20 protein-coding genes are annotated in these 21,410 nt (G+C 69.3%); 15 read left to right on the top strand and 5 right to left on the bottom strand.

The genetic code is table 11. The features are described 5' to 3' along the window. The 4 genes from DMB80_RS03610 to DMB80_RS03595 form a co-directional block, all read right to left on the bottom strand. Positions 1 to 498 carry a copper chaperone PCu(A)C gene (locus DMB80_RS03610; protein WP_111508587.1) on the bottom strand — a complete coding sequence of 166 codons (498 nt, stop codon included), beginning with the start codon at positions 496 to 498 and terminating at the stop codon, positions 1 to 3. Then, the gene (locus tag DMB80_RS03605) at positions 491 to 1,909 is read right to left on the bottom strand and encodes a PepSY-associated TM helix domain-containing protein (protein WP_111508586.1); all 1,419 of its coding nucleotides are present in this window, start codon (positions 1,907 to 1,909) and stop codon (positions 491 to 493) included. The genes DMB80_RS03610 and DMB80_RS03605 overlap by 8 nt, the downstream gene beginning before the upstream one ends. 121 nt (positions 1,910 to 2,030) lie before the next feature. After that, positions 2,031 to 2,564, bottom strand: coding sequence for a hypothetical protein (locus DMB80_RS03600; protein WP_111508585.1), 534 nt, complete (start codon positions 2,562 to 2,564; stop codon positions 2,031 to 2,033). 20 nt (positions 2,565 to 2,584) lie between these two features. Beyond that, entirely contained in the window at positions 2,585 to 3,424 is an 840-nt protein-coding gene (locus DMB80_RS03595; protein WP_111508584.1) for an aldo/keto reductase, read from the bottom strand. A gap of 148 nt (positions 3,425 to 3,572) precedes the next feature. Between DMB80_RS03595 and DMB80_RS03590 the strand changes: the two genes are divergently transcribed. From DMB80_RS03590 to smc, 14 genes are all read left to right on the top strand, one after another. Beyond that, positions 3,573 to 4,679 carry an alpha/beta hydrolase gene (locus DMB80_RS03590; RefSeq protein ID WP_111508583.1) on the top strand — a complete coding sequence of 369 codons (1,107 nt, stop codon included), beginning with the start codon at positions 3,573 to 3,575 and terminating at the stop codon, positions 4,677 to 4,679. A 54-nt stretch (positions 4,680 to 4,733) separates the two neighbouring features. Further along, complete coding sequence (locus DMB80_RS03585) at positions 4,734 to 5,498, top strand: DsbA family protein (RefSeq protein ID WP_046366025.1); 765 nt, start codon at positions 4,734 to 4,736, stop codon at positions 5,496 to 5,498. Next, positions 5,495 to 6,133, top strand: coding sequence for a vitamin K epoxide reductase family protein (locus tag DMB80_RS03580; protein ID WP_111508582.1), 639 nt, complete (start codon positions 5,495 to 5,497; stop codon positions 6,131 to 6,133). The genes DMB80_RS03585 and DMB80_RS03580 overlap by 4 nt, the downstream gene beginning before the upstream one ends. A gap of 40 nt (positions 6,134 to 6,173) precedes the next feature. Further along, the gene (locus DMB80_RS03575; protein ID WP_240430997.1) at positions 6,174 to 9,602 is read left to right on the top strand and encodes a pyruvate carboxylase; all 3,429 of its coding nucleotides are present in this window, start codon (positions 6,174 to 6,176) and stop codon (positions 9,600 to 9,602) included. Further along, a complete protein-coding gene (rsmD, locus tag DMB80_RS03570) occupies positions 9,599 to 10,165 on the top strand; it encodes a 16S rRNA (guanine(966)-N(2))-methyltransferase RsmD (RefSeq protein WP_111508707.1) in 567 nt (188 codons plus the stop codon). The genes DMB80_RS03575 and rsmD overlap by 4 nt, the downstream gene beginning before the upstream one ends. Before the next feature lie 46 nt (positions 10,166 to 10,211). Continuing rightward, positions 10,212 to 10,688 carry a pantetheine-phosphate adenylyltransferase gene (gene coaD / locus DMB80_RS03565; RefSeq protein WP_046366021.1) on the top strand — a complete coding sequence of 159 codons (477 nt, stop codon included), beginning with the start codon at positions 10,212 to 10,214 and terminating at the stop codon, positions 10,686 to 10,688. A 75-nt stretch (positions 10,689 to 10,763) separates the two neighbouring features. Then, complete coding sequence (locus DMB80_RS03560) at positions 10,764 to 11,330, top strand: hemerythrin domain-containing protein (protein ID WP_111508580.1); 567 nt, start codon at positions 10,764 to 10,766, stop codon at positions 11,328 to 11,330. A gap of 109 nt (positions 11,331 to 11,439) precedes the next feature. After that, positions 11,440 to 12,177, top strand: a complete 738-nt coding sequence (gene sepIVA, locus DMB80_RS03555; RefSeq protein ID WP_046366020.1) for a cell division protein SepIVA — start codon at positions 11,440 to 11,442, stop codon at positions 12,175 to 12,177. Between the two features lie 69 nt (positions 12,178 to 12,246). Then, positions 12,247 to 12,837 (top strand): YceD family protein, encoded by a 591-nt coding sequence (locus tag DMB80_RS03550; RefSeq protein ID WP_111508579.1) that lies wholly within the window; start codon positions 12,247 to 12,249, stop codon positions 12,835 to 12,837. Beyond that, positions 12,834 to 13,553: a ribonuclease III gene (gene rnc, locus DMB80_RS03545; protein ID WP_111508578.1), complete on the top strand. Its 720-nt coding sequence runs from the start codon at positions 12,834 to 12,836 to the stop codon at positions 13,551 to 13,553. The genes DMB80_RS03550 and rnc overlap by 4 nt, the downstream gene beginning before the upstream one ends. After that, positions 13,546 to 14,397 (top strand): bifunctional DNA-formamidopyrimidine glycosylase/DNA-(apurinic or apyrimidinic site) lyase, encoded by an 852-nt coding sequence (mutM, locus tag DMB80_RS03540; RefSeq protein ID WP_048425306.1) that lies wholly within the window; start codon positions 13,546 to 13,548, stop codon positions 14,395 to 14,397. The genes rnc and mutM overlap by 8 nt, the downstream gene beginning before the upstream one ends. 94 nt (positions 14,398 to 14,491) lie before the next feature. Continuing rightward, on the top strand, positions 14,492 to 14,908 hold the full coding sequence (locus DMB80_RS03535) for an OsmC family protein (protein ID WP_111508577.1): 417 nt from the start codon (positions 14,492 to 14,494) through the stop codon (positions 14,906 to 14,908). Continuing rightward, complete coding sequence (locus DMB80_RS03530) at positions 14,892 to 15,176, top strand: acylphosphatase (RefSeq protein WP_111508576.1); 285 nt, start codon at positions 14,892 to 14,894, stop codon at positions 15,174 to 15,176. The genes DMB80_RS03535 and DMB80_RS03530 overlap by 17 nt, the downstream gene beginning before the upstream one ends. A gap of 26 nt (positions 15,177 to 15,202) precedes the next feature. Further along, complete coding sequence (gene smc, locus DMB80_RS03525; RefSeq protein WP_111508575.1) at positions 15,203 to 18,787, top strand: chromosome segregation protein SMC; 3,585 nt, start codon at positions 15,203 to 15,205, stop codon at positions 18,785 to 18,787. A 6-nt stretch (positions 18,788 to 18,793) separates the two neighbouring features. Here smc and fni read toward each other — a convergent pair whose 3' ends face one another. Continuing rightward, a complete protein-coding gene (gene fni, locus DMB80_RS03520) occupies positions 18,794 to 19,822 on the bottom strand; it encodes a type 2 isopentenyl-diphosphate Delta-isomerase (protein ID WP_111508574.1) in 1,029 nt (342 codons plus the stop codon). A 39-nt stretch (positions 19,823 to 19,861) separates the two neighbouring features. Here fni and ftsY point away from each other — a divergent pair, with 39 nt between their 5' ends. After that, entirely contained in the window at positions 19,862 to 21,301 is a 1,440-nt protein-coding gene (gene ftsY, locus DMB80_RS03515; RefSeq protein WP_240430989.1) for a signal recognition particle-docking protein FtsY, read from the top strand. Positions 21,302 to 21,410: the final 109 nt, after the last annotated feature.

Here is a 21,410-nt window from a genome sequence, read left to right as displayed (position 1 = left end):
TCAACCACGGCCGTGTGTGCCGGGCTGATACGGCTCCTGCCCACCGGGAAAATCGCGGACCTGTGCGGTGACCGGTAGTGACGAACCGTCGGCGAAGCGCACCGCGACCGTGACGTCCGCGCCGGGCCGCAACGGCTCCTTCAGCTGCATCAGCATTAGATGATCCGCGCCGGGGGACAGTTCGTGCCGACCACCGGCCGGCACGATGAACCCGCCGTCTTTCGGCTGCATCACGCCGGCGCCGCCACCTCCGCGCACCACCTCGTGCAGTTCGACACTGGCCGCGGCAGGCGAGTCGCCGGCGACAACGGTGGCGTCGCGATCGCCGGTGTTGGTGAAGACGCCGAAAACAGCGGCCATCCCGTCATCGGAGGCGCTGGCCCACTGATCGCTGACCGCGACGTGGGATGCCATGGTGCTCTCGTCAGACGCTGAGCTGCCGCAGCCGGTCAGCATCGTGATCAGCAGGGCGGCAACGATACCGAGGAATCTAGGCATCACAGCTCCGCACCGTGCGGCGCTTGCGCAGGCCCAGCGCGAGATCGATCACCACGAAGCCGGCCAGGGTCGCGCCCAACAGCGGCAGGAACCAGCCCACGGCGAGCGCGCCGATCACGACGGCCCCGGCGGCTGCGGGATGCACCGCGCGCAGCCCGCCTCGCACGGGCGGCCGGCCGAGAGCCCACGCGGACCCGCGAGTCGGCCTGCGCTGCCACCACATTCGGTATCCACGCACGATGACCGTCAGTAGGCCTAGCGCGACGGCCAACAGCAGGAGCTGGTTGAGCAGCCCGAACAGGAAGCCCATGTGTGCCCGGATGCCCCAGTCGGCGAGCTTCGCGATGGTCGAGTAGTCGCGCCAGTAGTCGATGACGCTGGGCACCGAGAGGTCTCCCGGTGTCACCGCGGCCGCATTGGTGGTCATGCGGTACGGCGCGTCGATCTCGGTCACCGTGGCGGCTTGACCCGGCTCGGTGGGCATCGTGATCTCGAGAGGAGCGGCAACGCCGTGCGCGGCGGCGGCAGCCACCACGCCGGAGTAGTCGAACACGCCGTCATCCGTTGCCGAACCGGCGCCGTCGGCCATCCCGTGATGTCCGGAGTGGGGGTCTGACGATTCCGTATCCACCTGTGGCCGCTGCCAATGGAGTGCCGATCTGATGTCGGTGACGTGCGCGCCGGCGTATGTCGACCAGGTGATGCCGGTGGCGGAGAGGAACAACAGCCCGCACAGCAACCAGATACCGGTCGCCCCGTGCCAGTTCATCGTTCGGGACCGTCCGGTCGACGAGCGGTCCACGCGCACGATGCGTCCCTGGCGGCCGCGGCGACGGTCCCGCACAGCCTTGCTCACCCACAACGCGGTACCACCGAGGGCCACCACCCACAGCCAGGAGGCGGCGATCTCGCTGTAGATACGGCCTGGTTCGCCGAGGTTGAGGTGGCGATGCAGGCCGTCGAGCCACGTGCTGATGGGCAGATAACCCAACCACGTCACCTGTTCGCCCAGTACCCGGCCGGAGCCCGGGTCGACGAACACCGTGCGCGAATGGTCCTCCGGCAGCGACGGATCGGCGAACGAGACCCGGGTGGTCTCACCGCCGGCGGCCGCCGGACGCACCGCGGTGACGGAGAGGTCGGGGTGGCCGGCGCGGGCGTTACGCACCTGCTCGTCGAGGGGGATCGCCGGCCGCGCTTCGACGGCCAGAAGGTCGCGATAGACCACGCGCTCGATGCTGGGAGCCAGCGCGTAGAGAGCGCCGGTGACCGCGGCGACGATCAGGAACGGCCCGACGAGAACGCCGGCATAGAAATGCAGGCGCACGAGCAGCGGACGCCAGTCGTGGCGGGCGGGCGGTGGCGGAACTGTGGGGGACAGGGGTTCGACGGTGTCGTCGGACAGGGTCATGACGGTGCTTTCGGTCAGCGCGATGCCGCGCGGAAGAAGAGGGGAGCAGCGCCGACGGATCAGCGCGCGAAGGGACACGCAGCGGCACGCCGCGGTCAGTGATGTGAGTGAGGACGCGAAGTCAGGCCGGCGTCAGGGCCAACGCCACCGCAGGCGGGGCCCGCATACCCGTCCCGCCGATCGGCACAGGGCGTGGTCGCGCGATGGTCGCGCGATGGCGGATGGGGGGTGCGGGTGACCGCGGTGCTCGCAGCGCGAACAGACGCACCCAGCACAGAACGGAAACACAGACGGTGTACAGGAATTCGACGGACGTGATCGCAGCGGCCACCAACAGGGCGGCGCCGAGATGCGCCGCGACCATGGACACGCCGAGCCCGCCGTGGTGGTGGTGCGCAGCCAACGTCATCGCGAGGTGACCGGACAGCTGCGCGCCGCACAGCGCCGCGGCGGTCACGGCGTAGGTGTTCCGATCCGGTCGCACGCAGCCGGCGAGGGTGCCGGCGGTCAGGCAGATCAGCAGCACCACGACGAGCGCGGGGCCGCGCGGAACGCCGCCGCCGGCGGCGGCGTGTGCGCCCGTCGTCATCAGCGCCGAGGACACCCCGATCAGCGCGCCACGCAGCTGCCGTGCGCGCGCTGCGGGACTGTTCACGCCACGCACCTTATCGCGGCCTAACCGCCCGTGTACGTCTCCGGATCCGGACGGAACCGCGTCCCGTCGTCGAGCCCGTTCAGCGACGACATCTGCTCGTCGGTGAGTTCGAACCCGAACACGTCGATGTTGGCTTCGATGCGCTCTGGCGATGACGAGCGCGGGATCACGATGTTGCCCAGCTGAATGCTCCAGCGGATCAGCACCTGCGCCGGGGTCCGGCCGAGGGTTTCGGCGATCGCGGTCACGGCGGGATGCTCCAGCAGCCGGCCGACGCCGAGCGGGCCGTAGGCCTCGGTGGCGATGCCATTGTCCGCATTGACCGCCCGCAACTCGGCCTGATTGAGCAGGGGGTGCAGCTCGATCTGATTCACCGCCGGGGTGAAGAACGACAGGCCGATGATGTCGTCGAGATGATGGGCGTGGAAGTTGGCCACCCCGATCGAGCGGGTCTCGCCGACCTCCTTGGACTTCATCAGGCCGCCCCAGCTGTCGACGTACTTGCCTTCCTCGCCGGCGGGCCAGTGCAGCAGGTAGAGATCGACGTAGTCCAGCCCGAGGCGCTGCAGGCTGGCCCTGAGCGTGTCCTGCGAGGACTGGAAGCCGAAATCCTGGGGGGACAGCTTCGTGGTGACGAACACTTCTTCGCGCGGCACACCCGAGGCCGCGATGGCGCGGCCGACCGCTGCCTCGTTGCCGTACGCGGCGGCGGTGTCGATCAGGCGGTAGCCCGCGTCGAGCGCCGTCCGGACCGAACGCTCGGTCTCGGAGTCCGTCAGCTCGCCCACGCCGAGACCGATGATCGGCATCGTGTTGTCGTCGTTGAGCGTGACGGAGGGGATTGCAGCCGCCGAAGTCATGTCACCTTCTCTGCTGAAGTGGGTCGGGCTTGGTTTTGGCTTGCGATGGGCGTGACTGACTATATTGCCGCAGTATTACCCCGCCTAATCAGCGCCATGCCGTACGGCATGGCGCTGACACGGGTTCCGCCGGCGAAAGGGCCACCCCATGACCGACACGCTCACCATGACCGGGCAACCTCGGGCCCGTCGGCGCACCCTGCGCGCCCAAGCACTGGTCAACACGATCGCGGGCCTGACGCTGCGCGGCCTGCCCCGCATCCCCGAACCGATGAAGCGAGCCATGCTGGGCGGGCGATCGATCGTCCTCGACGGCAACACCCTCGACACCACCCTGCAGTTGATGCTGGCCGGGCAGAAGGCGGTCGGGCTCGAGGGGCTGGTGGTGGGCGAGGACGTCGCGGCGGCGCGGACTCAGCTCGAACTGCTGTCGGCGAGTTTCGCCCGCCGAATCCCGGTGCCGCAGGTCAGCGACCTGACCGTGTCCGGAGCGGTCGGACCGATCCGGGCCCGGCACTATCGCACCGCCGAGCCCGACGCGCCCCTGCTGGTGTTCTTCCACGGCGGTGGCCACGCCATCGGCAGCCTGGACACCCACGACGACCTCTGCCGGGAGATCTGCCGGTCCGGGGCAGTCCACGTGCTGTCGGTGGACTACCGGCTCGCGCCGGAACACAAGGCGCCCGCCGGAGCGGACGACGCCTATGCCGCGTACCTGTGGGCCCGGGAGAATGCGGCAGCACTGGGCGCCGATCCGCGGCGGGTCGCGGTGGGTGGCGACAGTGCCGGCGGCAACCTGTCGGCGGTGGTGGCGCTGCGCGCCCGCGCCGACAATGCACCGCAGCCCGCTCTTCAGCTGCTGTTCTATCCCGTCACCGATCACGGTGCCCAGACCCGCTCGCGGACGCTGTTCGCCAACGGGTTCTTCCTGACCCAGCGCGACATGGACTGGTTCACCGCCCGGTTCCTCGACGGCGCGTCGGTCGGCGGCGACCATCCGGATGTGTCCCCGTTGCTCGCCGACGACCATTCCGGACTGGCCCCCGCCCTCATCGCGACCGCCGGTTTCGACCCGCTGCGCGACGAGGGCCGGCACTATGCCGAGGCGCTGCGGGCGGCGGGCACCCCGGTCGACTACCGCGAGTACGGCGCCGTCGTGCACGGTTTCGCGAACTTCTTCACCCTCGGCGGGGCAAGTGCCACGGCCACCGCCGATGTGATCTCGGCGATGCGGGCACATCTCAGTCGCGTCTGACCCCGTCGGATGAGGCCACCACCTCGTCTGTCGAGGCGCCGGTACTCTGTCCCCGTGGCCACGAAACCCAAGAAGAACGCGAAGTACGACCTGAAGGCAGCCGACCGCAAGCGCAACCTGCTCGTCCAGGTCGGGCTGACCTCGGTCGTCGTCATCTTCGCGGTCGCACTGGTGCTCTACATCGTGATGTCCGCCGACGAACAGCCGACGGCCGGTGAGACCCAGTCCATCCGGGTCGCATCGGCGAGCGTCATCAAGAAGGAGGGCACCGACGAGCCCAAGGCCGTCGTGTCGATGTACGAAGACTTCCTGTGCCCCGCCTGCCGTAATTTCGAGATGCAGATCGGGCCGACGATCAACAAGCTCGTCGACGCCGGCGTGATCGCCGCCGACTACTACATGGTCTCCATCCTGGACCGTCCGCAGAACCAGAACTACTCGTCGCGCTCCGGCGGCGCCGGCTACTGCGTGGCAGAGGAGTCCAACGACGCCTTCCGGCGATTCCACGCCGCGCTCTACTCCCAGCAGCCCAGCGAAACCGGAACGAGCTTCCCTGACAACGCTCGCCTGGTCGAACTGGCGCGCCAGGCCGGGGCGGCAGGAACGGTGCCCGAGTGCATCACCAAGGGCCGCTTCGTCGACATGGTCAAGGGCCAGGCTGCCGCCGCGGGCATCAAGGCCACCCCGACCATCAAGATCAACGGCGAGGACTATCAGCCCAGCACCGCCGACGAGTTCGTCACCAAGATCCGCAGCATCGTGGGTGATGTGCCCGGGCTCGAGGCCGCACCCGCCGCCGCACCGGCCCCGGCGTCATGACCGTCACCGCCTCAGGACCCGTCGAGCAGGCCGATCCGTCGCCGGCCGGCGGTCCGGGCGGTGTCGACGTGTCACGACGTAGCGCATGGTGGGTCCTGATCGCCGGTGTCATCGGGCTCGCGTCGGCGCTGACGCTGACGATCGAGAAGATCGAGATTCTGATCAACCCGGCATACGTGCCGTCCTGCAGCATCAATCCGGTGCTCTCCTGTGGGTCGGTGATGATCACCCCGCAGGCCTCGGTGTTCGGTTTCCCCAACCCGCTGCTCGGCATCGTCGGGTTCACCGTGGTGGTGGTGACCGGGGTGCTGGCCGTCGCCGGGGTGTCGCTGCCCCGCTGGTACTGGGCCGGCCTGGCCGCCGGCGCACTGCTGGGCACGGTGTTCGTGCACTGGCTGATCTTCCAGAGCCTCTACCGCATCGGCGCGCTCTGCCCGTACTGCATGGTCGTCTGGAGCGTGACGATCCCGCTGCTGGTTGTCGCGACCTCGATCGCCGCGCAGCCGCAGCGCAGCGCCAACGCGCTCGTGCGCGGGCTCTACACGTGGCGCTGGTCGCTGGTCGCGCTGTGGTTCACCGCGGTGGTGCTGATGATCCTCGAACGGTTCTGGTCCTACTGGTCGACCTTGGTCTGACCTGCGCGTCAGCGGGTTAAGGTGAACCGTGCCCGGCCAGATAACCAAAGTCCTCGTCGCCAACCGCGGAGAGATCGCCATTCGGGCGTTTCGTGCCGCCTACGAGATGGGCATCGCGACCGTCGCGGTGTATCCGTACGAAGACCGCAACTCACTGCACCGGCTCAAGGCCGACGAGTCCTATCAGATCGGCGAGACCGGCCACCCGGTGCGGGCCTACCTGTCGGTCGACGAGATCATGCGGGTGGCGCTGGAGGCCGGCGCCGACGCTGTCTATCCCGGGTACGGATTCCTGTCGGAGAACCCCGAACTCGCGGCGGCGTGTGCGGACGCAGGCATCACGTTCGTCGGTCCCAGCGCTGACGTCCTCGAGCTGACCGGCAACAAAGCGCGTGCCATCGAGGCCGCCCGGGCCGCCGGTCTGCCGGTGCTGGCGTCCTCGGCTCCGTCGTCGTCGGTGGACGAGCTCGTCGCCGCGGCACGCGACATGGAGTTCCCGTTGTTCGTCAAGGCCGTCTCGGGCGGCGGCGGTCGCGGCATGCGGCGGGTCACCGAGTTCGACGCGCTGGCCGAAGCGGTCGACGCCGCGAGCCGGGAAGCCGAGTCGGCGTTCGGTGATCCGACGGTGTACCTGGAGCAGGCGGTGCTCAACCCGCGCCACATCGAGGTGCAGATCCTCGCCGACAACGACGGCAACGTGATGCACCTGTTCGAGCGGGACTGCAGCGTGCAGCGGCGGCACCAGAAGGTGATCGAACTGGCGCCCGCCCCGAACATGCCGGCCGAGCTGCGCCAGCGCATCTGCGACGATGCGGTCGCATTCGCCCGCGGCATCGGCTACTCATGCGCGGGCACCGTGGAGTTCCTCCTCGACGAGCGTGGCCACCACGTGTTCATCGAGTGCAACCCGCGAATCCAGGTGGAACACACGGTGACCGAGGAGATCACCGACGTGGACCTGGTGGCCAGCCAGCTGCGCATCGCCTCCGGTAAGACGCTCGCCGATCTCGGGCTGAGCCAGGATTCGCTCACCGCGCCGCGCGGTTTCGCGCTGCAGTGCCGGATCACCACCGAGGATCCCGCCAACGGGTTCCGGCCCGACACGGGCCGGATCACGGCCTACCGGTCTCCCGGTGGTGCCGGCATCCGCCTCGACGGCGGTGCCGTACTCGGGGCGGAGATCGGCGCCCACTTCGATTCCATGCTGGTCAAATTGACCTGCCGCGGAAGGGATTTCGATACCGCAGTGGCCCGTGCGCACCGAGCGCTCGCGGAGTTCCGGGTGCGCGGGGTGTCCACCAACATCCCGTTCCTGCAGGCCGTCGTCGACGATCCCGACTTCCGGGCCGGCCGTGTCACCACCTCGTTCATCGACGAACGTCCCTACCTGCTGACCGCGCGGGCTCCCGCCGACCGCGGCACCAAGATCCTCAACTATCTGGCCGACGTCACGGTCAACCAGCCGCACGGGCCGCGGACGTCGTCGGTGTATCCGCACGACAAGCTGCCGTCGATCGATCTCGACACGATGCCGCCGCGGGGCAGCAAGCACCTGCTGACCGAAGTCGGACCCGAGGGGTTCGCGCGGTGGATGCGCGAATCGAAATCGGTCGGCGTCACCGACACCACGTTCCGCGATGCGCATCAGTCGCTGCTGGCCACCCGCATTCGCACCTCCGGCCTGCTGATGGTGGCGCCCTACATCGCCCGCCTGACCCCGCAGCTGCTCTCGATCGAATGCTGGGGCGGTGCGACATACGATGTGGCGCTGCGTTTCCTCAAAGAGGATCCCTGGGAGCGGCTGGCGGCTCTGCGTGAGGCCGTGCCCAACATCTGCCTCCAGATGCTGCTGCGCGGCCGGAACACGGTGGGCTACACCCCCTACCCGGAGTCGGTGACGCACGCGTTCGTGCAGGAGGCCACGGCCACCGGCATCGACATCTACCGGATCTTCGATGCGCTCAACAACGTCGACTCGATGCGGCCCGCCATCGACGCCGTGCGCGAAACCGGTACTGCCGTCGCGGAAGTCGCGATGAGCTACACCGGTGATCTGTCCGATCCGGGGGAGAACCTCTACACCCTGGACTACTACCTGAAGCTGGCCGAGCAGATCGTCGACGCCGGCGCCCACGTCCTCGCCATCAAGGACATGGCCGGACTGCTGCGGCCGCAGGCCGCCGCAACGCTGGTGCGCGCGCTGCGCAGTCGCTTCGACCTGCCCGTGCATGTGCACACCCACGACACCCCCGGCGGGCAGCTGGCCACCTACCTGGCTGCCTGGCAGGCCGGCGCCAGCGCGGTCGACGGCGCCTCGGCGCCGCTCGCGGGCACCACCAGCCAGCCGGCGCTGAGCTCCATCGTGGCGGCGACCGCGCACACCGAGTACGACAGCGGGCTGTCGCTGGCGGCGGTCTGCGAGCTCGAGCCGTACTGGGAGGCGCTGCGAAAGGTGTACGCGCCCTTCGATGTCGCCAAAGCCGGGCCCACGACGCCGACGGGCCGGGTGTACACCCACGAGATTCCCGGCGGCCAGTTGTCGAATCTTCGTCAGCAGGCCACCGCACTGGGTCTCGGTGACCGTTTCGAGCAGATCGAGGCCGCCTACGCCGGCGCCGACCGTATTCTGGGCCGGCTGGTGAAGGTGACTCCGTCGTCGAAGGTGGTCGGCGATCTGGCCCTGGCGCTCGTGGGCGCGGAGGCGACCGCCGACGAATTCGCCGCTGAGCCTGACCGTTTCGACATCCCCGACTCCGTCATCGGGTTCCTTCGCGGTGAACTGGGTGATCCGCCGGGCGGTTGGCCGGAGCCGTTGCGCACCAAGGCGCTGGCGGGACGGGCGGAGGCCAAGCCGACCGCCGACCTCAGTGCTGACGACGAGAAGGCGCTCGGCCAGGAGGGGCCGCAGCGGCAGGCGACGCTCAATCGGCTGCTGTTCCCGGGGCCCACCAAGGAATTCGAAGCGCACCGCGAGCAGTTCGGCGACACCTCGAGCCTGTCGGCCAATCAGTTCTTCTACGGGCTGCGGCACGCTGACGAGCACCGCGTCACTCTCGAGCGTGGCGTGGAGCTGCTCATCGGGCTCGAAGCGATCTCCGATCCCGACGAGCGCGGGATGCGCACCGTCATGTGCATCATCAACGGCCAGCTGCGGCCCGTCGTCGTGCGGGATCGCAGCGTGGCCAGCGATGTGCCCACTGCCGAGAAGGCCGACCGCACCAACCCCGACCACATCGCCGCGCCGTTCGCCGGGGTGGTGACAGTCGGCGTCGCCGAAGGCGACACCGTGGAGGCCGGTCAGACCATCGCGACGATCGAGGCGATGAAGATGGAGGCTGCCATCACTGCGCCCAAGGGGGGTACGGTCTCCCGCGTCGCGGTCTCTGCCACCGCCCAGGTGGAGGGCGGGGACCTGCTCGTGGTCGTCGGGTCTGCGGGTCGCAGCGAGGCCGCCGGGGAAGCCCACTGACCCGGATCATCGCCGGCGCATACGGCGGACGTCGAATCGTTGTGCCGCAACAGAAGTCGGGACGCGGGACACGGCCGACCACGGATCGCGTGCGGGAGTCGATGTTCAACATGCTCGTCGCGCGTGTGGGTTTCGACGGCCTGGACGTGCTCGACCTGTTCGCGGGCTCCGGTGCGTTGGGGCTCGAGGCGCTCTCCCGCGGTGCACGCTCGGCGGTGTTCGTCGAATCCGATGCGCGCGCGGCCGCGGTCATCGAGCGCAACATCGCAGCGCTGGGGGCGCGGGGGGCACAGGTGCGGCGCGCGCCGGCCGCGAGCGTGGTGGCGAGTGCGGCGCCGCGGCCCGTCGATCTCGTGCTGGCCGATCCGCCCTACGAGGTGCCCACCGCCACCGTCGAAGCGCTGCTCGCCGATCTGCTGGCCAACGGCTGGACGTCGCCCGGTACGGTCGCCGTCCTCGAACGTCCCGCGGGCGCGGCCGAAATCGCCTGGCCCACCGGATGGTCGGCGCACAAGCCTCGCCGTTACGGCGACACCCGTCTCGAAATCGGCACGGCGGACTAGCGACTCGAGGGTCTGGTACACCGAGCCCCTGCTAGCGTCGTCGTCCATGAGCGGAGCTGTCTGCCCCGGATCCTTCGATCCGGTGACACTGGGTCACGTCGACATCTTCGAGCGTGCCGCCGCCCAGTTTGACGAGGTCGTCGTCGCGGTGTTGGTGAATCCGGCGAAGAAGGGCATGTTCACCCTCGAGGAACGCATCGAGATGATCGCCGAGACGACGTCGCATCTGCCGAATCTGCGAGTGGAATCCGGTAGCGGCCTGGTGGTCGACTTCGTCAGGGAGCGCGGCCTGACCGCGATCGTCAAAGGCCTGCGCACCGGCACCGACTTCGAATACGAGTTGCAGATGGCGCAGATGAACAAGCACGTCGCCGGCGTCGACACGTTCTTCGTCGCCACCACCCCTCGGTACTCGTTCGTGTCGTCGTCGCTGGCCAAAGAGGTCGCCACGCTGGGCGGGGACGTCTCCGATCTGCTGCCTGCCGCCGTCAACACCAGATTGCAGGCCAAGTTGCGCGGTTAACCCGGCTGCCCGCGGGTAGGGACAGCGCAGGCGCGACAGCCCGCGCGCCGCATCCCGCTGACGGAGGTACCTGCCGTGGTTGAGACATTCGTGCAATCGACCGACGACGTCGTGGCATTCCTGCGCGACCAGCACAACCTGATCAAGGACCTGTTCGAGGAAGTGCTGCACGCCTCGGAGACGAAGGCCCGCGAGACGGCGTTCGTGGAACTGCGCCAGCTGCTCGCCGTGCACGAGACGGCCGAGGAGATGGTCGTGCACCCCCGCGCCCGCAACGAGGGTGCGGCCGGCGACGAGATCGTCGACGCCCGGCTGCGCGAGGAGCACGAAGCCAAACAGCAGCTGTCCAAGCTCGAGTCGATGGACATCGCCTCGGATGAGTTCCTCACCGAACTGACCGCGTTCCGTGAGGCGGTGCTCGAACACGCCGAACGTGAGGAGACCGAGGAGTTCACCAAGCTCAAGCGCGACCTCGACGAGGGCGAGCTCAAGAGCCTCGCCGCCGCGGTGCGCGCCGCCGAGGCGATCGCGCCGACGCGTCCGCACCCGGGGGTCGAATCGGCCAAGCTGAACTTCGCGGTGGGTCCCTTTGCCTCGATGCTCGACCGCGCCCGCGACGTGATCAGCGCCGCATTGCGCTGAATCGGACGGCGACGCTGAAACGGACGCGACACACCGGCCCGCAGTACTGAGTCACAGGCGTAACACCAGGCACACTGGTCACTAACAACTACGCCTGGAGGGTGTCGCCGTGTACCGAGTTTTTGAAGCGCTCGATGAATTGGGTGCCATCGTCGAAGAGGCCCGTGGCGTGCCGATGACCGCCGGCTGCGTCGTGCCCCGCGGGGACGTGCTGGAACTGATCGACGACATCAAGGACGCCATTCCGGGCGAGCTCGACGATGCCCAGGACGTTCTGGATGCGCGCGACGCGATGCTGCGGGAAGCCAAGGACCATGCGGAATCGACGGTGTCGACGGCCAACGCCGAGGCGGACTCGATGGTCAACCATGCCCGCGCCGAGGCCGACCGCTTGCTGGCAGACGCGAAAGGCCAGGCCGATCGCATGGTCGCCGAAGCGCGTCAGCACAGCGAGCGCATGGTCGGGGAGGCCCGCGAGGAGGCGGCGCGCATCTCGGCCACCGCCAAGCGCGAGTACGAGGCCAGCACCGGCCGGGCCAAATCGGAGGCCGACCGTCTCCTCGAGAGCGGCAACCTGGCCTACGAAAAGGCTGTCCAGGAAGGCATCAAGGAGCAGCAGCGGCTGGTCAGCCAGACCGAGATCGTCGCGACCGCCACCGCGGAGGCCACCCGGATGATCGACTCGGCACATGCCGAGGCGGACCGGCTTCGCGGCGAGTGCGACATCTACGTCGACAGCAAGCTCGCCGAGTTCGAGGACTTCCTCAACGGCACCATCCGATCGGTCGGCCGCGGACGGCATCAGCTCCGCACCGCCGCCGGCACCCACGACTACGTGTCCCGCTAGACCCTCGTCCGTCGACCTGCGCCGGTACGGCCGTATTGGTGGTCAGAGTCCGCGTCTACGATGCATGACATGGCTAGGCGTGACGACACCGCGGCGCGCCGGAGGTCACGGTCGCCGATGGTCATCGACATCTCCCGGCTCGGCCGGCGGCCCGGCTCGATGATCACGGTCGACGAGACGGTGCCCAGCCCGTTCCGCATCGGGCTGGACCTAATCGCAGTCCCGCAGGACGCACCGGTTCACCTGGACCTGCGGCTGGAGTCGGTGTCCGAGGGCGTGCTGGTCACCGGCACGGTCTCCGCACCCACCGAGGGCGAGTGTGTCCGCTGTCTGACACCGGTCACCGGAGACGTCGCCATCGACCTGACCGAGCTCTACGCCTATCCCGACAGCACCACCGAGGCCACCACGGAGGAGGACGAGATCCCCAGGGTCGGCCGCGACGGCGGCAGCGACACCGTCGACCTCGAACAGCCGATCATCGACGCGGTGGGGCTGGCGCTGCCGTTCTCCCCGGTGTGCACCCCCGACTGCGCCGGCCTGTGCCCGGAGTGCGGCGTGCGGGTGGCCGACGCCGAACCAGGGCATCACCACGACCAGATCGACCCGCGGTGGGCCAAACTCGCCCAGTTCCGCGAGCCGACCGGAGACGAGCAGTGACGGTCGATCGCGAACCGCTACTCGACGCCCTCGGCGTGCGGCTGCAGCCTGATCTGCTCACGATTGCGCTGACCCACCGCAGCTATTCCTATGAAAACGGCGGGCTGCCCACCAACGAACGCCTGGAGTTCCTCGGCGACTCGGTGCTCGGGCTCACGATCACCGAGGAGCTCTACCACCGTCACCCCGAACGGTCCGAAGGCGATCTGGCCAAGTTGCGGGCGAGCATCGTCAACACCCAGGCGCTCGCCGACGTCGGCCGCAGCCTCTCGGGCAAGGGGCTGGGCAGCTACCTGCTGCTGGGCAAGGGCGAGGAGAACTCCGGCGGCGCCGACAAGTCGAGCATCCTCGCCGATGGCGTCGAATCCCTGCTCGGCGCCATCTACCTGGAGCACGGGGCGGTGGTCGCGCGTGAGGTGATCCTCCGGCTGTTCAGCGAATTGCTCGACACCGCACCGACATTGGGCGCCGGCCTGGACTGGAAGAGCAGCCTGCAGGAGCTGACAGCGGCTCGAGGCCTCGGTGCGCCGACCTACATCGTGACGTCCACAGGGCCCGATCACGACAAGGAGTTCACCGCCACCGTCGTGATCGCAGGCCGCGAGTACGGCACCGGGGTCGGCAAGACGAAGAAGGAAGCCGAACTCAAAGCCGCTGCGGCCGCGTGGAATGCGCTGACCTCCGAGAGCCCGCCGAGCGAAGAGCGGAATGCCTGAACTTCCCGAAGTCGAGGTGGTCCGTCGCGGATTGGCCGCGCACGTCACCGGCAAGACCATCACCGGCGTGCGGGTGCACCACCCGCGCGCGGTGCGCCGCCACGAGGCTGGCCCTGCCGACCTGACCGCACGTCTGCTGGACATGACGATCACGGGCACCGGCCGGCGCGGAAAGTACCTGTGGCTCACGCTGTCCGACGGCTCGGCTGTGGTGGTGCACCTGGGCATGAGCGGCCAGATGCTGCTCGGTGCGGTGCCCAACGAGAACCACCTGCGGATCGCTGCGCTCCTCGACGACGGGACCACGCTCAGCTTCGTCGACCAGCGCACCTTCGGCGGCTGGATGCTCGCCGACATGGTGACCGTCGACGGCTCGGACGTGCCGGGGCCCGTCGCGCACATCGCCCGGGACCCGCTGGATCCCGAGTTCGATCGCAATGGTGTCGTTGCGGTGTTGCGGCGCAAGCATTCCGAGATCAAGCGCCAGCTGCTCGACCAGACCGTGGTGTCGGGGATCGGCAACATCTACGCCGACGAGGCCCTGTGGCGCGCGAAGGTGAACGGGGCCCGGCTGGCCTCGGGCCTGTCGAAGGCCAAGCTGGCGGAGGTGCTCGAGGCGGCCACCGCGGTGATGACCGACGCGTTGGGCCAAGGCGGTACCTCCTTCGATTCGCTCTATGTCAACGTCAACGGGGAGTCCGGATACTTCGACCGGTCGCTGGACGCGTACGGCCGCGACGGTGAGCCGTGCCGCCGGTGCGGAGCGATCATGCGGCGGGAGAAGTTCATGAATCGCTCGTCGTGCTACTGCCCGCGCTGCCAACCGCGCCCACGCGCCCGATGACGTTCCTCACCCGCGCCGGTGAGAAGTCATGGCTGCGCCGGGCCGCCACGGGCGACCAGGAATGCTATTCCGCGCGGGGTTGTACAAATAGGGCATGACGGAACTATGGGTGGAGCGCACCGGCGTGCGGCGCTACACGGGACGCAGCACGCGGGGCGCAGAGGTGCTGATCGGCTCCGACGACGTCGAGGGCGTCTTCACGCCGGGCGAGTTGCTGAAGATCGCCCTGGCGGCCTGCAGCGGGATGTCGAGCGACCAACCGCTGCGGCGCCGGCTCGGGGACGACTACGTGACCACGATCCGCGTGTCCGGGGTGGCCGACCGCGAGCAGGAGCGCTACCCGCTGCTGGCGGAGTCCCTGGAGATCGACCTGTCCAGCCTGTCGGCCGACGAGAAGGCCCGACTGCTCACCGTCGTCGAGCGCGCCATCGACACGGTGTGCACAGTGGGGCGCACGTTGAAATCGGGTACTGATGTGACGTTTGAGGTGAAAGATGTTGGGGGAGAGTGAGGTCCGCCTCACCGCGTGGGTGCACGGCCATGTCCAGGGGGTGGGTTTCCGCTGGTGGACGCGTTCCCGGGCGCTGGAACTGGGGCTGACCGGGTTCGCCGCGAACAAGGCGGACGGACGCGTCCACGTGGTCGCCCAGGGCTCGCGGGAGGCCTGCGAAAAGCTTCTTGACCTGCTCGAACACGGTGAAACCCCGGGGCGGGTGGACTCCGTCGTCGCGGACTGGTCCGCCGCATCCGACGCGCTCTCCGGCTTCACCGAGCGGTGAGGTCCGCGCCGGTAGGGTAACGCGTCATGCATCTGAAGAGTCTGACGCTGAAGGGCTTCAAGTCCTTCGCCTCGCCGACGACTCTTCGCTTCGAGCCGGGCATCACCTGTGTCGTGGGCCCCAACGGCTCCGGCAAGTCCAATGTCGTCGATGCGCTGACCTGGGTGATGGGGGAGCAGGGCGCCAAGACGCTGCGCGGCGGGAAGATGGAAGACGTCATCTTCGCCGGCACGTCGTCGCGGGCACCGCTCGGGCGCGCCGAGGTGACATTGACCATCGACAACTCCGACAACGCGTTGCCGATCGAGTACTCCGAGGTGTCGATCACCCGGCGGATGTTCCGCGACGGCGCGGGCGAGTACGAGATCAACGGCAGCCGTTGCCGTTTGACCGATGTGCAGGAGCTGCTCAGCGACTCCGGCATCGGCCGTGAGATGCACGTGATCGTCGGTCAGGGCAAGCTCTCGGAGATCCTCGAATCACGTCCCGAGGATCGGCGGGCCTTCATCGAGGAAGCCGCAGGCGTGCTCAAGCACCGCAAGCGCCGCGAGAAGGCGGTCCGCAAGCTCGATTCGATGGCGGCCAACCTCGCCCGGCTCACCGACCTGACCACCGAATTGCGTCGCCAACTCAAACCGCTCGGCCGCCAAGCCGAGATGGCCCGGCGGGCGCAGACCATCCAGGCCGACCTGCGCGATGCCCGCCTCCGGCTGGCCGCCGACGATCTGGTCACCCGCAAGTCCGAGTTCGACGACACCAATCAGGCCGAGACCACGCTCCGCCGTGAACACGACGAGCTGACGGCGCGGCTGGAGACCCGGACCCTCGAGCTGGACGCCCACGAGAGCGCTGTGGCCGAGCTCAGCGAGCGCGCCGATGCCGCACAGCAGCGCTGGTTCCGGCTGTCGGCGCTGGCCGAACGGGTGGCTGCCACCGTGCGCATCGCAGGCGAACGCGCCCAGTATCTCGACGCCGAGCCCGAACGGTCCAGTGGTCCGGATCCCGACGAGCTCGAGGCCCAGGCCGACGAGATCGCCGAGCAGGAGCGCGCGCTGCTCGAGCAGCTCGAGGAATCGCGTGAGCGTCTGGACGGCGCCCGCGCCGAGCTCGCCGAACGCGAACAGGTCGCCGCCGACGCGGAGCGCGCCCACATGGCGGCGGCGCGGGCCGAGGCGGATCGGCGCGAGGGTCTGGCACGGCTGGCCGGTCAGGTCGACACGATGCGCACCCGCGTGGAGTCCATCGACGAGACCGTGGCGCGGCTCACCGCGGGCATCGACGAGGCGGCCGCGCGGGCCCAACAGGCGCAGGCCGAATTCGAGACGGTGCAGGCCCGCGTCAGCGAGCTCGACGCCGGCGAGGTCGGTCTCGACGAACACCACGACCGCACGGTGTCGGCCCTGCGGCTGGCCGACGAGCGCGTCGCCGAACTCCAGACCGCCGAGCGGGCAGGTGAACGGCAGGTCGCTTCGCTGCAGGCGCGCATCGACGCGCTGTCGGTCGGCCTGGATCGCAAGGACGGCGCCGCCTGGCTGCAGCAAAACCACAGCGGCGGCGGGCTTCTGGGCTCACTCGCCGCGATGGTCAAGGTGGCGCCCGGTCACGAGTCGGCGATCGCGGCCGTGCTGGGCGCAGCCGCCGACGCGCTTGCCGTCGACGGGATCGCAAGTGCGGCAGACGCGCTGCGCGCCCTCAAGGACTCCGACGGTGGACGGGCGGCCCTGGTGCTGGGCGACTGGCCGCAACCGTCGTCGAGCACCGGTGCACTGCCCGCCGGTGCGGTGTGGGCCCGCGACGTCGTCGAGCCCGCGACCCGGCTGCAGGGTGCGGTGACGGCGATGCTCGCCGGTGTCGCGGTGGTCGACGATCTGCGTACAGCGTTGGAACTCGTTGCTGCACAACCGGATTTGCGGGCGGTGACCGGCGACGGCGATCTCGTGGGAGCAGGGTGGGTCAGTGGCGGTTCGGATCGCAAGCCGAGCACGCTGGAGATCCAGTCCGAAGTCGACAAAGCGCGCGCCGAGCTCGTCCACGCTGAACGGCAGACCGCCGAGATGTCGGCGGCCCTGTCGGGGGCGCTCGCCGAGCAGGCCGCCAGACAGGATGCGGCCGAGCAGGCGCTCGCCGCGCTCAACGAGTCGGACACGGCGATCTCGGCGATCTACGAGCAGCTCGGCCGCCTGGGCCAGGAAGCCCGCACCGCCGACGACGAATGGCAACGGCTGATCACCCAGCGAGACGAGCTGGAGGCCGGGCGCAACCGCACCATCGCCGAGCTGAGTGAGCTCGAGACACGGCTGCACCACGCCCAGCAGGAGCCGATGTTCGACGCCGAGCCCGTCGACCGCCAGGAATGGACTGCTGCGGCAGAGGCTGCTCGCGCCGCCGAGGTGGAAGCCCGCCTCGCAGTCCGCACCGCCGAGGAGCGTGCCAATGCTGTTCGCGGACGGGCCGATTCGTTGCGTCGCGCCGCGTCGGCCGAGCGGGAGGCCCGCGTCCGGGCCCAGCAGGCGCGGGAGGTGCGGGTACGCACCGCCGCCATGGCCGCGGCAGTGGCCGAGGCCGGCAGGCTCGTCGCCGCGCGGTTGAGCAGCGCGGTGGGAGTCGCATCGCGCATCCGCGACGAGATCGCCGCCGAACGTCAGGTGCGCGCCGCTGCCCTGGGCAAGGCCCGCGAAGAGGTCGCCGAACTCACCGCAAGGATCACCGCGCTGACCGATGCGCTGCACCGCGACGAGGTCGCCAAGGCGCAGGCTTCGCTGCGGATCGAGCAGCTCGAGGCGCAGGTCCTCGAGCAGTTCGGGATGGCGGCCGCGGACCTGGTCGCCGAATACGGCCCCGACGTCGCGCTGCCGCCGTCGGAGTTGGAGATGGCCGAGTACGAGCAGGCGCGCGAACGCGGCGAGCAGGTGACCGCGCCGGCGCCGATGCCGTATGACCGGCCCACCCAGCAGCGGCGCGCCAAGAGGGCCGAGCGGGAGCTCGCCGAACTGGGCCGGGTGAATCCATTGGCGCTCGAGGAATTCGCCGCGCTGGAGGAGCGCTACAACTTCCTGTCGACCCAGCTCGAAGACGTCAAGGCCGCTCGCAAGGACCTGCTCGATGTGGTCGCCGAGGTCGACGCCCGCATCCTGCAGGTGTTCACCGAGGCCTACATGGACGTCGAACGCGAGTTCACGCAGGTGTTCTCGACGCTGTTCCCCGGCGGTGAGGGCCGGCTGCTGCTCACCGATCCCAGCGACATGCTGACCACCGGCATCGAGGTCGAAGCCCGACCGCCGGGCAAGAAGATCAAGCGGCTCTCGCTGCTGTCGGGTGGGGAGAAGTCGCTGACCGCGGTCGCGATGCTCGTGGCGATCTTCCGGGCCCGGCCGTCACCGTTCTATGTGATGGACGAGGTGGAGGCCGCCCTCGACGACGTCAACCTGCGGCGGTTGATCAGCCTGTTCGAGCAGCTGCGCGAGCGTTCCCAGCTGATCGTCATCACCCATCAGAAGCCGACGATGGAGGTCGCCGACGCGCTCTACGGCGTCACCATGCGCGGCGACGGCATCACGACCGTCATCTCGCAGCGCATGCGGGGGCAGGAGCTGGTCACCAGCCCGGCCTGAGCGACGTCAGGGGAGTTCGACGATCCCGCCGGCGCGCAGCGCCGCGAGGTCGGCCGCGCCGCTGCCGTGCAGGCAGATCAGCAGTTCCTCGAGGAACACCTCCAGCCAATCCGCCACCGCGTCAACCGATTCGATCGCAGGCGCGAGCAGCGGCCGCGCGATGGCGACGACCTGGGCGCCCATTGCGAGTGCCTTGGCCGCGTCCATACCGGTGCGGATACCGCCCGAGGCCACCAGCGGCATGTCCGGCAGCGTCTGACGCACCTCCCGCAGCGCCTGTGCGGTCGGGATGCCCCACTCGGCTAGCGCGGGGTGGCGGATCTCTCCGTAACGGACGAACTGTTCGATGCGGGCCCACGATGTGCCGCCCGCGCCCGCGACGTCGACGGCAGCGATAGGACAGCGGGTCAGTTCGGCTGCCGCGACGGCGCCGATGCCGTGCCCGACCTCCTTGAGCATCACCGGGTAGTCGAGCGCCTCGATCACGTCGCCGAGCCGGCGCAGCGACCCGGAGAAATCCGTGTCGCCCTGGTGCTGCACGGCCTCCTGCAGCGGATTGGTGTGCACCGCGACGGCGTCGGCGCCCACCCGAGCCAGAGCAGCGGCCAGCCCGGGCACCATGTCCTGCGACACCTGTGCCAACCCCACGTTGCCGATCACCAGCACGTCGGGGGCCACCTCGCGAACCGCGAAGCTGGCCGCGGCGACGTCATCGTCGATCATCACTCGTTGAGACCCCAGCATCATGCCGATGCCCAGTTGCTGCGCCGCGGCGGCCAGATTGCGGTTGATGATGCCGGAGAGTTCCGCGCCGCCGGTCATCGCGCCGATCAGGACCGGCGCAGCCAGCCGGCGGCCGAGAAAGTCGGAGCGTAGATCGATCGAGCGCAGATCGGTCTGGGTCAGGGCGTTGTAGGGCAGCCGGTAGCGCTCGAAGCCGGTGGTCACGGTCTGATAGTCGACCGCCTCGGTGAGGCAGACGTCGATGTGGCGGCGCTTGCGTTGATGGACCGCGGAGCCGGGGTTGAAGCTCACCGGCTGTGGCCCGACAGAGGCCCCTGCGACAATGGCCGGGTGAGTGAGGGTCTCTGGATCGCCATCGCGGTCATCGCCGTCCTGCTGCTCGTCGCGCTCGTCGTGGGCCTGGTGCGGTACCGCCGGCGTCGTATCAGCCTGTCCGCTCGAGACACTGCCACTCCTGTAGATCGGTCGGGCGGCTACAAAGCCGCCTCGGGCATCACGTTCTCGGCCTCGGCGCCCACCCAGGCGCCGCCCGAGCCGCCCACAGAGGCCCCGCCGCGCACTCCGAAGGCACCCGAGCGTATCGACACCACCGGACTGCCGGCCGTCGGCGATGATGCCACCATCCCGCGCGATGCGCCCAAACGTCGCATCTCCGATGTCCGGCTGCCCGATCCGGTCACCGAGGCCCGCCCGGAACCGCCGGTGCAGGTACCGGCGCCGCATGAGCCCGACGTGGTGGTGCCCGATGTGGTCGTGCCCGATGCGGTGGTGCCCGATGCGCCACCCGCGCCGACGCCCGAGGTGGCGCCGGACACCGCACCGGAGATCACCCCCGAGATCGACACCATCGCGCCGGCGGAGGGGCGGCTGGACCGGCTGCGCGGCCGCCTGGCGAAGTCGCAGAACACGCTGGGCCGCAGCATGCTGGGCCTGCTCGGCGGCGGCGATCTCGACGAGGACTCGTGGGAGGAGATCGAAGACACGCTGCTGATCGCCGATCTGGGCCCGGTCGTCACCGAATCGGTGGTGAGCGCGCTGCGGACCCGGATGGCCTCGGCCAACGTGCGCACCGAGGCCGACGCCCGCGCGGTCCTGCGCGACGTGCTGATCTCCGAGCTCAAGACCGATCTGGATCGCTCGATCAGGGCTCTGCCGCACGAGGACAAGCCGTCGGTGCTGCTGGTCGTCGGCGTCAACGGCACCGGCAAGACCACCACCGTGGGCAAGCTGGCCCGCGTGCTGGTGGCCGACGGCCGCCGCGTGGTGCTCGGCGCCGCCGACACCTTCCGCGCCGCCGCGGCCGACCAGCTCGAGACGTGGGCTTCCCGGGTGGGCGCCCAGGTGGTCCGCGGGCCCGAGGGCGCCGATCCGGCGTCGGTGGCCTTCGACGCCGTCGACACCGGGATCGCCGCGGGTGCCGACGTCGTGGTGATCGACACCGCGGGGCGCCTGCACACCAAGACCGGGCTGATGGACGAGCTCGGCAAGGTCAAGCGCGTGGTGAGCAAACGTGCCGCGGTGGACGAGGTGCTTCTCGTCCTCGACGCGACGATCGGACAGAACAGCCTGCCCCAAGCCCGGGTGTTCGCCGAGGTCGTCGACATCACCGGCGTCGTGCTCACCAAGCTGGACGGCACCGCCAAGGGCGGCATCGTGTTCCGGGTCCAGCAGGAGCTCGGCGTGCCGGTGAAGTTGGTGGGGCTGGGGGAAGGCGCCGACGACCTCGCCCCGTTCGAACCCGCGGCCTTCGTCGACGCGCTGCTCGGCTGAACGTGCCCGCGAATCGCGTGATGTAACAGCAGCGAAACGTGACCGGCGTATCCGTTCACACGAGCGAAACACCGGTGCGTCTTCGTCGAAACATCCACTGCGCATTGTC

It is taken from the genome of Mycobacterium kyogaense (assembly GCF_003254575.1).
Lineage (GTDB): Bacteria > Actinomycetota > Actinomycetes > Mycobacteriales > Mycobacteriaceae > Mycobacterium > Mycobacterium kyogaense.
This window is presented reverse-complemented; position numbering and strand designations above follow the sequence as displayed.